We start from the raw sequence: 12,779 nt of genomic DNA, 5'->3' as shown, positions 1-12,779 counted from the left end.
GCCGTGGACTTGCCCTGGACCGTCGAGCGGATGCGGAAAATGTCCAGCCGCGGTCGGTCCATGCACAGCCTGTACAGCGTGCGCTGCGAGAGCTCGCCCCGGAGCTGCTCATCTCTCCAGCACCGTTTCTCGGCCGAGCGGAGGGCGTTGGTCAGGCCGCGCCGGAGCCTGCGAACCGTGTCGATGCCGGTCTCCAGGAGCGCCTGGACGTCCTTGGCGTCGGCAACGGGCACGACGTCGATCCGGTCGTGCCGTTTCGTGTACACCCGGTACTCGCGGCTCCCGTCGAGCTGGCGGATGCACTCGGTAATGGCTTCCCGGACTGCATCGCCCATCAGCGTGCCACCCTGGCCGGACCCCCGGGACTGCCCGGCGGCCTGGGGCGTTCCGGCTTCTGTCGAGGCCGAATCGGCAGCCTGGCAACTGTCGGTGTCATCGAGGTGATCGCCATCGGCTCGGCTAGGCGACGTGTCCGTTCCCCCGTCCCCGGCGGAATCAGGCTGACCCTGCTGTCCTCCAGGCTCGTCGGCTTGGGGGCTTGGGCTTTCGCCGGCCTGATTTTGCTCGGGTTCTGGGTTCGGCTGACCAGGTTGCTCCTGATTTGGTGCGCCCGACGAGTCCCCGTCCTGCTCGGGGTTGGCTTCTGCCTGGCCGTCGGACGGCTCCTGTGCAGTGTCCTTGTCGCCGGATTCACCCGGTGCCTGCTTCTTCTTGTCCGACCGTTGTCCGGCCTGACTGCGGGCCTGGGGCGGCGGCTTGGCCTGGGAATGGGGCCTCTTGAGCCAGCGCTCCAGGAGAGCCTCGACCAGCTTCCCGGCATCCTGCGTCTGGCGAACCTGCGGAAACTGAGCCAACAGGTCCTCGTAGCCCTGCACCTCCCCCTCCAGGCCGACCATGTCGTGATAGTGGGCCAGCTTCAGATAGACGGCCGTGCAGAACCGCTCGAACGGCCCGCGCCGCTTGATCAGTCTGACCAGTCGATTGCGGATCTGCTGGAACATGTGATCGAGGTTGTGGCGGACGCCCGGCCAGCGTTCCATCGCCCGCCGCTCGATCAGGGCGTCCTCGACCACGTTCAGCAGCCCTTCCTGGCCGGGGTGCTGCTTCGTAAACTCGCCGACCACCTTGAAATCCGAGAATGCCACATGGGCCAGCTCGTGATCGAGGTAGCCGATCATCATCCGTTCCAGGCCCTCGTCCATGGGTTCTGGAACGGACGGCAACATGATCCGCCGGCCATCGGTCCAGGCGTTCTCGCCCTGGCAGGTGACCAGCACACCGAACTCCTCGGTGAGGGTTCGGGCCAGCCGTTCGAGCTGGCTCTCGAAGGGGTTTGTTTGCATGCAATGTCCTTTCCGCGATGCGCATAAAAATGGCCACGCCCGCCGCATCGCTATGACGAGCGCGACCTGCCAACTTGGGATGGTTATCGGGCCTCGAGGGCCGACGCCAACATGAGTCGAGCATGTTCTTCGACTATTTGTGAGCGCCCCTCTTTGCCGCCATCCCCGCGTAAGCCGTGGGGAGGTAGAAGGTTGCGTGATGGTGTTGTTGTGAGTCCGTGGCTGGCCCTTCGGGGGTCTGCTCAGGCTGTCTGGGGACTCGATAGGCGGAGAGCCCAGACGTCTCGGAAAGGTGTAGGCGTAGACGAATGGCTGCTGTAGAATAACCATAACATGTATCGGCAGCGCAGCCCAGTGCCGGGTACGCTCATCTGGGAAACGTCGGGCAAAAGAAGCGTTCTCACGTACTGCTCAATGCCAGCCCCGGTCAGATCCCGACTGCCCCGCAGTGTTCCCCGCCGTCTGACTGTCGATAGCCCGAATGGCGCTTCCCATTGGAGGATGGAACATGTTATTCGTGAGCTCCGCCCTGCCAATGGGCGACCCGGGTGTCCAGGCCGTGGATCGTGTGAGACCGCACCGGTCTGTCCGCTCTAGGCGTGGCCGATCAATCCGAGCTTGTTCCAGGCGATCGGGCCGCACCACGCCCTGGCTTTCGTACGGTGCGATCCTATTCCTCTGCTCGTTGACGACAGGCAAAGTCAATGCGTTAACTGTAATCTCTCCCTCGGAGGTTGGATGGACCTTCTCGTTCGGACATGGAGGAACCGATCCTAGACGGGTAGACCATTCTCCAGCCGACCCGTTCCCGGCGATGTCCGGGCCGGGCAGCTGGGTATCAACGGCCGTTTACGATACCGGTGGACAAACGTGGATTTGGCTCAAGTTCGACCTTTCTGGTCTGGCAAGCGGAGCCAATATTGCCAAGGCGACAATCCGCCCCACCGTGTATTGGTTCTATGGCACGGGAATAACCCAGTGCCCAGTTGGGTTGTACTTGGTTCATGATGATTCCTGGATAGCACCGACTCAGCCCCCCGGGACCGACGGAATCAACTGGGAGAACCAACCTACCGACTACGACGCGCAGGCAATCGATTCCCACCTCATTGACGACTATAGCGATTATGCCTGGGATGTCACCTCGGCCGTTCGGGCAGAACATCGGGGCGATAATGTCCTTTCTCTTCTCGTACGCTTTGTGCCTGAGACTTATCCCGACCACCACTCGGAAGACTGGGACTATGCCATCGTCTCCTTCATTCGCTCCTCGCTGAATCTCAACGTTTACTTCGCCCCTTCTTATGAGGGCACCGCTCCCACCGTCGCGATCGTTCCGCCGGCCACCACGCATACCAACACCGGCCCCATCGATTTCCAGGTCTCGTATACGGGCGCCTCCTCCATCGACCTCAGGCCGGCCGATGTCCTCCTCAACGCCGGCGGTACCGCCACCGGGACGATCGCGGTTCTCAACGGGGATACGCCGAGTCCCACGATCAGGATCAGCGGAATAACGGGTCACGGAACGATCGGCATCGACATCCTTCCTGGTTCTTCGTCCGGTGCGAATGGTTACAAAGACTCTGGACCCGGAGACACGGCCTTACTGACCACCGTCCAGGTGGATGACACGCCACCGACCGTAACCATATCCTCGCCGGTGGCCTCGCCCACAACCGGTTCCACGATCCCGGTGAACCTCGTCTTCAGTGAGAAAGTCGCCGGCCTCACGCCTGCGGCCATCACTGTAGTCAATGGCTCTCTCGCAAGCCTCGACACATTTGATGACCGAGTCTTCCGTGGAGAGGTCTCGGCGTCGGCGCCAGGCTGTGTGACCATTCAGGTCCCGGCGGGAGTTGCACAGGATGCGGCCGGGAATGACAATGCTGAAAGCCAGGCATTTGACATGTCGTATGTGTTGGCTCCGCCAAGCATTGCCTTAAGTCAGACCTACTTGATCAACAGGCGATACGTCGGTTGTGTGGAAGCCCCCACGCAGCAGATTGAAATCAGCAATGCCGGTAGCGACATGGTTGAGTGGAACATCACCACGGACGTCCCCTGGCTCATCTGTGACCCGATGTCAGGTATCTCGGCGAGCGGCGCGCCGATGACGTTAAGCGTAAGCTTCAACAGCGACGGTCTGGCAATCGGAGTTCATGTCGGCAAGATAACTGTCACCTCCCCGAACGCGGCCAACAGCCCGCAGACAATCGAAGTCACGCTGGGTGTGGCTGCGCCGTTCGCTGCCGCCGATTGCATGAGTTGGGATTATGACAAGACGATCTGGTTTGACGCTGAAGATCGAGCGCCACGCGGTCCATTCAACACGTACCTCGGCTGTAATGGCCTAGCAGAAAACGGATTCACGTCGGTGGAGGTAACGCAGCAGCCGCAGCGCAAAACGTTCGTCGCCTCGTTTGAGCCGCAGCGAGAGAAGCTCGATACGTACGTCATGCCGGCGCTAACCGGGCGGTCATTTCCGTTCTACCTCACCAATCGCGCATTCACTCCAGAGGATGATTACGTCTTCTTCCGCGTCCAGTTCTGCTTCGTAACGTATGAATCTCCTGAACTGTGCAGTGGTATCGGGATAGGCGCGCGCACGCGCGTCTGCCAGAACTTCGAGGTTAGAATCGACGGCAAGTGGTCGCCACAAGCAGCCGGACCATTCAAGGGCACCGTCGTGTGTTTCCCGGACGTGCATAACGACCTACCATGGAGATGGATGGCTATCGCCGTCGCGCGGCGCGTATCGCCGGAGGCATGGAGCGGCATCGACCACGTCGATCCAAGTATGTGGAATACGGGTGATCCGCAGCGATCAGCCTCGGGTGCGGACCTTGTCATAGGGAATCTGTCGCAGGGAGAGGTGCCAGCGCATACGGAAGCCATCCTACAAGCCCTCCAGGCCGGTCGGACCGTGGTCGTGAATCGCGGCACCTACGACGCCCTGCGGTCAGACCCGAGGCTGTCTCTAATTCCCGAGGAAGAGGGAACTGTCTTTCGCTCGCTTCACTTCACCCGCTACGCAACTGGCGTCCTCGTCCGAAGCTCCGACGGCCTAAGCTACCAGGGCGCCGACGATCCCTGGCAGCTTGGTTGGGTCGTTTTCTGGCCGTTTGGCGGTGCAGGACCAATCTCCACCTACCGCGAGGTGGCGCAGGCGCTCAACCACATATGCGGACTATCAGGACGCGGCCGCGACTCGGATCATGACGGCATGTCGGACAGTTGGGAGCAACTGTACGGGCTAGATCCGTTTAATGCGGCTGATGCTCTGCTTGACCCTGACAGGGATGGTCTAACCAACGCAGAGGAAGCGCGGCCGGGTACCCAAAGCAACCCGCTGCTCGCTGATAGTGACAGCGACGGTCTCTCGGACGGCGCGGAGGTCAATGTCCATCACAGCAGGCCCAACGATCCAGACACTGACGACGATGGAATTATCGACGGCATTGATAATTGCCCGTTGTCGTACAACCCGGATCAGGCAGATCCTGATCAGGACGGCATCGGTGAAGCATGTGAAGACCACGACAATGACGGCCTGCCCGACACTGGCGATAACTGCCCGGGTGTGGCCAACCCAGACCAGGCCGACAGGGACAGTGACGGAGTGGGAGATGCTTGCGATGGATGCCCAGACAACGTCGATAAGAGCGCGCCGGGTGTTTGTGGGTGCGACGTCGCGGACCAAGATTCCGATGAAGACAGCCTTGCCGATTGTCTAGACAATTGTCCAAGCAAATACAACCCAAACCAGGCTGATGCCGATACCGACCGCGTTGGCGACCTGTGCGACAATTGTCTAAGCTTGCCAAACATCGACCAGACGGACACGGACGACGACGGGATCGGTGACGTCTGCGACAACTGTCTGGGCGTGCGAAACATCAACCAAGCCGACACGGATCACGACGGTCTCGGCGATGCTTGCGATGAGGATGATGATGGAGACGGCGTGCCCGACACTGGCGACAACTGCCCGGCTGTGGCCAACCCAGACCAGGCCGACAGCGACAGTGACGGAGTGGGAGACGCCTGCGAAGGCGAGATGTTTGCATGGGGCAACAACAACACCGGGCAATGTGATGTGCCGTCACCGAATGTTGCCTTCGTAATGACTGCAGGCGGGGGTTCGCACACCCTTGGTCTGCGGATAGATGGTTCGATCGTGGCGTGGGGAGGCAACGACGACGGTGAATGTAACGTGCCCGCGCCAAATACAGGTTTCCGAGCTATTGCAGCGGGCCATACGTTCAGTCTCGCCCTAAGGGCCGATGGTTCGATCGCGGCGTGGGGGCGAAACACTTCCGCCCAATGCGATGTGCCTGCACCCAATTCGAGTTTCGTCGCGGCGACGGGCGGGGGCCGCCATAGTCTCGGGTTGAAGGGCGACGGCACGGTATGGGCATGGGGACACAACGAGTATGGTCAGTGTGATGTGCCTTCGCCGAACACCGGCTTCATATCGATTGCTGCCGGTGATGGGTACAGCCTCGGTTTGAAGGCGGACGGTTCGATCGTGGCGTGGGGAGACAATAGATACGGCCAGTGTAACGTGCCCGCTCCGAACACGCAGTTCGTGGCAGTTGTATCAAAGTACTGGCATTGTTTAGGCCTAAAATCTGACGGTTCGATCGTGGCGTGGGGAGACAATAGATACGGCCAGTGTAACGTGCCCGCACCGAACACGGGTTTTGTCGAGGTGGCAGCAAGTGCGTACCACAGTCTGGGCCTGAGATCGGATGGCTCGATCGTAACGTGGGGCTGTGGCGCCGATGGCAATCGGGACCAGTGCGAACTGCCATCACCGAACCTGCGTTTCATCGCGGTCGGCGCGGGCGGAGCCCATAGCCTCGCAATTCGCGGGAAGGCCAGGGATTCCGATCGTGACGGCATCTGGGACGAGCAGGACAACTGTCCTAACTACAACCCAGACCAGAAGGACAACGACGGCGACGGCATCGGCGACGCCTGCGATGCATGCGCGGGAACACTGCCAGGCGCTGCAGTAACGCCCAATGGGTGCCCCCCCGTGGCTGCCGATCTCGACACGGATGGCGACGTGGACCAGGACGATGTCGGCGCCTTCATGGCTTGTGTGACTGGGCCGATGGTGCTCCAGACCGCGCCCAAGTGCGTCGACGCCGACTTCGACCAGGATGGTGATGCGGACCAGAACGACTTTGGCTTGCTCCAGCGATGCTACTCGGGGGCGAATGTGCAAACCAACCTAGGGTGCGCTGGAAGCGCAGGACCGCTGGTCGCCGTCGCCATCGCCGACAGCACAGCGGTCAGTGTGGGGAGCTGCACTGCACTACGGGCTAAAGTTGCCGGTGGCATCCTGCCTTATTCCTTTGTCTGGTCTGCCCCAGGCTGGGAAGGATCCGCCGAGCCCAATTCGCAAGCTTGTCCAGCAGTATCGACGACGTATTCGCTGTCCGTGAGCGACTCATCCTTTCCGCCGCAGAGAGCCTCGGCTGCTGTCACGGTGACTGCGATTCCGCCGCTGGTCGCGAGTGCTGGGGCCGACCAGGAGACAATCTCGCTTGGGGACTGCACCGTACTGCTGGGCTCAGGCGCTGGTGGAATACCACCTTATTCCTATTCATGGTCCGCGTTGGAGTGGACGGGGTCAAATGCTCAGAATCCGCTGGTGTGCCCAACAGCAACGACCACGTACACCCTCACGGTCACCGATTTCTCCTCCCCTGTTCAGAGCGCCGTCGATCAAGTAACGATAACCCTGCAAACCCCGCCGCCCGCTGGCATGGTCCTCATCCCGGCCGGTGAGTTCCAGATGGGCGATCCGTTCAACGAGGGAGACGCTCGGGAGCGGCCCGTGCACGCCGTCTACGTGGACGCGTTCTTTATGGACCAGTATGAGGTAACCAATCAGCAGTACGCCGACGCGCTCAACTGGGCTAATGGGCAGGGGCTGATTAGGGTTACCGACGGAGTGGTCTACAAGTCGGGCAGCGGCTATCCGTACTGCAGCACCACATCGGCTCCCGGCGACGGGCCGCACTGGGGCATTTACAGCCGGATCACCTGGAACGGCAGCACGTTCGGTGTGGTCTCGGGCAAGGCGAATCACCCTATGTACATCGTGAGCTGGTACGGTGCGGTGGCCTACGCCAACTGGAGAAGCGAGATGCAGGGCCGGCCGCCGTGCTACGACTTGACGACGTGGAACTGCAACTTCGGCAGTGGTTACCGGTTGCCGACTGAGGCTGAATGGGAGAAGGCCGCCCGGGGCGGCGCTACCGGGCATCGGTTCCCGTGGTCGGATTCTGATGAGATCCAGCACAGCCGGGCGAACTACTACAGCTCGTCGAGCTGCTTGTATGACACGAGCCCGACGCGCGACTATCACCCCGCGTTCAGCAGCGGCGACTTGCCCTACACCAACCCGGTTGACTATTTTGCGCCGAATGCCTATGGCCTCTACGGCACGGCGGACAACGTGTTCGAGTGGTGCAACGATAGGTACAGCGCAACATACTACCAAGACTGCGTTGATCACTGCGCGGTTCCGTGCCCCAACCCGCGTGGTCCGGTCAGCGGGGACACCCGTGTCGTTCGTGGCGGCTCTTGGTACGTCGGCGCCCAGATAGCACGTTGCTCGTGGCGCAATGGCCTTACACCTGAGGACCGTAACCCCTACGGGTTTCGTATCGTTCTGGGCTCTCCGTAACGCAACGCTCTGTACCTTCTCGTGTTCGTACATGTGTCCTGTAAGCTGTCGCCGGGCAAACCGCCCGGCGACACTGTAAGCTCCGTCTGTGTCCACTCAGCCAACTGCATATGCTCGGTGCGGGGGCAAAGGGGCATGAAACCCGTTCATGTGGCGGAAGACCTGCATGTGAGTCTCCTGCAGCAAGTCCGCGGCGTATCTTCGTGGGCCAGGATGGTCTGCGGATCGCGAAGCGTGCGGGCCGGGCGGCGGAGGTCGCCCCAAGGGGAATTGCAGATGGCGCAAACCTGCGGCCCGATCCGGGCGGGTGGAACAAGCTCGTCAGGCCGTGTCGTGCTCAGGGATCACCGGGTTGTCCAGCGTGTCCGTCGCAAGGCGGACAACCGAAGAAGAAGGCCCGGCCATGGCGAGCAGATCCCGCCAGAGGCGCGGCCGGGCCATTAATCTCCATGACATGCAGTCAGGGCATCTGGTCGTCGGTCAGGCCTTGGCTTGAGCCGGTGGACCAATGTGATGATCGAAGGTCTCGCCGATGACCTTGCGGTCTTCGGGTGGCACCTTGTTGAGCACGCAGACGGCCAAAGCTCGCTGGAAATCGCTGCCCCGCTCTAACCTGGCGCATAGCGCCAGCAAACGCCGCGTGGTGATGATCGTGGTGAGCTGTTCCTGCTCGTGGGATTGGCGCAGGTCGCCGGCCGCTTTCACCATGGCCTTGAGCAGATCCTTCTTGAGCGATCCATGCCGGGCGTGCAGCAGCTCGACCTCCTGGTTGGCCGGCAGGTAGTCGATGTGCACGACGACGTCCCAGCGGTCCAGCCAACTGAAGTTGAGCACGTGTGTGCCGCTGGCGTATAGGCCGGACTCGGAACCGAAGCCCAGCGTGTTGGCCGTGGCCACCAGTCGGAAATCGGTATGCGGGGCGATATCCTCGCCGGTGTCGGTCAAGAGCAGGTGGCCGTGCGGCTCGAGGATCTGCTGCAGGATGAAACCCACTTCGGGCTGCATGGCATCGACTTCATCCAGTTGCAGGATGTAGCCCTCCTGCATGGCCTGGGGCAGAATGCCCTTAGCGAAGACGGTCTCCTTGCTCTGGTTCACCGTCCAGTGGCCGATGAAGTCCGCCACCGAGGTCTCGCCGTTGAGCGACACCCGGCGGACCGGCCGGTGCACGGCCGCGGCGATCTGGCGCACGAGCGAGCTTTTGCCCGTGCCGCTGGGGCCGTAGAGGAAGGCCCGTTCGTTGTGCTCGATGGCCTCAGCCACGTCTTTGGCGGCGTCGGTCCAGATGAAGGTGGGATCGGGGTCAGGGATCAGGGGGTGGTCCTGGCCGTAGCGGGCGGTCATGTGCGTGCCGGCAACGTCCAGGGCGTAGTTGAGCACGCCGTTGCACTGGCGGACGTTGCGGTCCTTCAGGAACGCCGCGAAGCCGGCCGTACACAAGGGCTGCTCCGGGAAACGGGCCCGGAACACCTCGGGTTCGATCTTGTGCTCGGTCCGCAGATGCGGGACGAGCGTGTGTGGCTCGCTCTGCGCGCAGAGCGGGCAGGTCAGTTGATCGGACATGGTTTCTCCTTTGCTGGTTGATTGTTGTTGGTTGGAGGTTGGATAGACCATCTCGCAGCCCGGTTTGGGCTGTCGATTACGATTCTGGGCTGCCGGGGGCAGCGGATCGGGTGGCGGGGAAGGACTCAAGTGGCGGCAGGCCGGCCCGTTGGCGAACCTGCTGACACTGCTCATCCCCGGCCTGCATCTCCACACAGACGTTGGGGCGCGTTGGGTAGATGGTGCAGCGGCCTTCGGGCGAGAGGAACCGGCAGGGCCTGCTCGCGGCCAGCAGGATGCACCGGCCGTCATCTTCTGCCAGCTCGGCCAACGTGGTTCGTCGGCCGGTCACGTCTGCGTCCAGGAGCCGGGGTTCGCGTAGCACATCGAGGTAATTCGCCTCAACGATCAGCGTGCCGCGGCAGCAGACGCCGCAGCAATCGCACTCGTATAGTGGTTTCATTCGTCACCCTTTCTACGCAGGTGCGCCGTTTCGATGAAACCGTACTCTGCGCTCTCCGGCATGCCGAACAGCCGCACGAACGCGAAGCTCCGGCCGTTTTCAGCGGCTTCAATTGAGTGGGCCTCGCCGATGATCTGGTCATCGACTGCCACCCAGTGGGTGAACGCGGGATCGGATATCAGCCGTTGGGCCGGTGCGATGGCCACCACCCCGGCGGTTTGACTGATCGCCGCCAGGAAGCCGGCCATCTTGCGGGCCTGCTCCGCGCGCGAGATGGGGTCGGACTCGCACGCCGGAATCGGTCGGCCGATGACTTTGAGTTGATCCGGTTCGAGTTCGATCACCACTCGGCCATTCTCGTGCCCGTACCATTCAATGTAGATTGCCCGACCGTAATCATATGGCGGCAAACCAGCGGTGATGTCGCCGGTCTCACCGGTCTGGTGGGTCGCGAAGCCGCCCATGTAACCGGCCGCTTGCGGATCATCTTCGCTGCCGTCGCCAGTGAAGTGGATCTTCGCGCCGCGGATGTCGCGGTGGAAGTCGCCTTCAAGGTCGAAGATGACCTTCTCATCAATGCCCGCGAACCGCATCCAGCCCGCGACCTTGCCGGGCGTGGTGTTGTCCAGCTCGCCCTCAATCAAATACTCTGTGGGTCTCCATGCCATGTTCAGTTCCCTCAATTATGTGCCACCGAGGGCACGCCTCAAGTCCTGGGCATGCCCCCGGGGCTGTGTAGCCGATTGCCAGCTCCGCGCACGCGCGCGGAATCTCCACTGGAAAGCCGGCGGATAAACGTGCCAATCGAAACCGACAGTTCAGCGGGCAGGTGGTCGGATGGTCTTGGGGGCACCCTGCTTGAACTGGATCCTGACGGTGCCGTTGGGGGAGAGGGTGATGGACTTCCAGTTCTTCTTGAGCCCTTCGATGGCGCCCACCAGATTGCGCCGGAACTGCTCGTCCGGGCCGACCAGGAGCGCCCAGAAGTGGTCGAGTTCCTGCTCAAACTCACTTTCCTGCGTGTCGTAGGTATCCCCATCATCGTTCCAGCCGCCGAGGTGATACCAGATATGTGAGGGCGACAGAGTGTGCTGGGCCTCCGGCGTGACGTACACGATATCATCGCGGAAGCGGTTCTCCTCGGCGTTGCCCACGGACGGAATGCCCATGCACACAGGAGACGTGAACGTCCGGCCGTCGCTGGTATGCGCGGCGATCTCGATTCGCTCGACGCACACGATCTGGCCTGACCAGAGCCAGGATTCCTGTAGCTTCTTGCGGGCCTTGAACTCGACTTTGCCAACGGTGGGCAGCTTGGCCCATGAATAGCCGTCATATTCACGGCGGATTTCCACCGGAATGAACGGCTCCTGGAACGTGCCCAGCGCGGCCAGTAAATGCACGTTGGCCTCGTCGGATTCGTCGCCTTGCTCCGAATCGCTGTCCAGCCGATAGCAGCCGGACAGCGGGAAGCCATCGGGCATGGTCACGTCGATCGGCTCTGGGGGTTCGCCGCTGAGCAAGCCGACTCGGAACGTCGGTGTGGCCTCGGGCAGGTCGATGCCCAACTCTCGGGCTCGCAGGTATTCCTTGTACGCCAGCCGGTGATGGCCGCGGCGCTGGAGATACCGGAAGGTCTCCAGCTCCATCGCCGCCAGCAGGGCCTTGTAGGCCTCGTTTTGAACCAGGCAGGTCCGCGCCGGCAGCATCAGCCGGATGCCGGTGGATTCGCCGGTCATGTCAACCAGGTAGTGCAGGTGGTGTTCGCCCGCCGGGCAGTGGTGGAACGAAACGACTTGGCCGTGGAAGTTGACCAGCACGTTGTCGCCGGAGTGGCCGGCGTGGCAGGAGTGGTGCCAGGGGTTCAGATCCTGGTACTCACGGATCTCGATCCGGCAGCCTAGTTCGCGATGATCGGTGGCCTGGTCGGAGACGAACTCGTCACGCGGACAGACATTGCCGTCCACGGTGACTTGCATGCCGCAGAACACGGCGTTCTTATCAACCGCGCCCGACGTCCAGGTTTCGTCCTGGAAGCACAGCTCGGTGCCCTCGATGGGTTCAGGGTCATCCTCAATTTCAACCGGCTCGCCGGCCCAACCGCTATCGGCGATCGCGACCTTCCTGCCCTTGGAGCGGATAGTGACCGCCCGCGGGGCAAGGCAGAACAGACCGACGCCGGCTGGGTCCTCGCTCTGTTCGAGCGCTTCTTCCCAGCCGGAGCCGCCCAATTCGAGCAGCTTCTCGAAATCGTCGATGCCCTGGCCATTGTCACGGACCAGCACAGCGCCGTCCGGCAGATTGATAATGTTCACCTGGGTGGCGCCCGCGCGACGGGCGTTCTGCAGGATTTCGATGATCCGGCCTTGCAGCGTGCCGGTGAACAGACGATTGGCTTTGGTCAGAAGCCGGGGGTTGACCTTGGCTTGAATGGTCTTCATGGGTGTTTCTCCGAACATGGTTAGAGAACGCGGCACCATGTCGCATGGATCAAGGTGTCGCACAATACAGCACATTCAAGGGTTGACGGTCAGCTTGATTGGATCGGGCTGCCGGGATTCCCCGCGGGCGTGGGAGCTGGATTCTCTTCCTCCTCCCAACCAGGGCCAGCGCACATTAAACTCCTGTTCCGGTAATCACTTGCATGAGGAACTGGTTGTTCCAGCCCGCGATGCGGCTCTTGCACTTGATGCTATCCTTCGACGCGTGACGCTTCAGGAGGCTG

6 protein-coding genes are annotated in these 12,779 nt (G+C 61.8%); 1 reads left to right on the top strand and 5 read right to left on the bottom strand.

Translation table 11 applies throughout. The annotated features are described in order from the left end of the window. A partial coding sequence (locus KA354_24185; GenBank protein MBP7937750.1) for a hypothetical protein occupies positions 1-1,343 on the bottom strand: 1,343 nt, incomplete at its 3' end. A gap of 814 nt (positions 1,344-2,157) precedes the next feature. Here KA354_24185 and KA354_24180 point away from each other — a divergent pair. Continuing rightward, on the top strand, positions 2,158-8,049 hold the full coding sequence (locus KA354_24180) for an SUMF1/EgtB/PvdO family nonheme iron enzyme (protein ID MBP7937749.1): 5,892 nt from the start codon (positions 2,158-2,160) through the stop codon (positions 8,047-8,049). Positions 8,050-8,529: 480 nt separating this feature from the next. Here KA354_24180 and KA354_24175 read toward each other — a convergent pair whose 3' ends face one another. From KA354_24175 to KA354_24160, 4 genes are all read right to left on the bottom strand, one after another. Next, positions 8,530-9,612, bottom strand: coding sequence for an AAA family ATPase (locus KA354_24175; protein ID MBP7937748.1), 1,083 nt, complete (start codon positions 9,610-9,612; stop codon positions 8,530-8,532). A 76-nt stretch (positions 9,613-9,688) separates the two neighbouring features. Continuing rightward, the gene (locus KA354_24170; GenBank protein MBP7937747.1) at positions 9,689-10,054 is read right to left on the bottom strand and encodes a YkgJ family cysteine cluster protein; all 366 of its coding nucleotides are present in this window, start codon (positions 10,052-10,054) and stop codon (positions 9,689-9,691) included. Further along, positions 10,051-10,722 carry a hypothetical protein gene (locus KA354_24165; GenBank protein MBP7937746.1) on the bottom strand — a complete coding sequence of 224 codons (672 nt, stop codon included), beginning with the start codon at positions 10,720-10,722 and terminating at the stop codon, positions 10,051-10,053. Before KA354_24165 ends, KA354_24170 begins: the two co-directional genes overlap by 4 nt. A 150-nt stretch (positions 10,723-10,872) precedes the next feature. After that, positions 10,873-12,495, bottom strand: coding sequence for a hypothetical protein (locus KA354_24160; GenBank protein ID MBP7937745.1), 1,623 nt, complete (start codon positions 12,493-12,495; stop codon positions 10,873-10,875). Positions 12,496-12,779 lie beyond the last annotated feature (284 nt).

The organism is Phycisphaerae bacterium (genome assembly GCA_018003015.1).
GTDB lineage: Bacteria > Planctomycetota > Phycisphaerae > UBA1845 > PWPN01 > JAGNEZ01.
Note: the sequence above shows the minus strand (reverse complement) of the source record. Positions and strands in the feature narration are given on the sequence as shown.

Bases quoted from the DNA above. Each gene is read 5' to 3' on its own strand.
- KA354_24160 (MBP7937745.1), bottom strand. From the start codon at position 12,495: ATGAAGACCATTCAAGCCAAGGTCAACCCCCGGCTTCTGACCAAAGCC.
- KA354_24165 (MBP7937746.1), bottom strand. From the start codon at position 10,722: ATGGCATGGAGACCCACAGAGTATTTGATTGAGGGCGAGCTGGACAAC.
- KA354_24175 (MBP7937748.1), bottom strand. From the start codon at position 9,612: ATGTCCGATCAACTGACCTGCCCGCTCTGCGCGCAGAGCGAGCCACAC.
- KA354_24180 (MBP7937749.1), top strand. From the start codon at position 2,158: ATGTCCGGGCCGGGCAGCTGGGTATCAACGGCCGTTTACGATACCGGT.
- KA354_24170 (MBP7937747.1), bottom strand. From the start codon at position 10,054: ATGAAACCACTATACGAGTGCGATTGCTGCGGCGTCTGCTGCCGCGGC.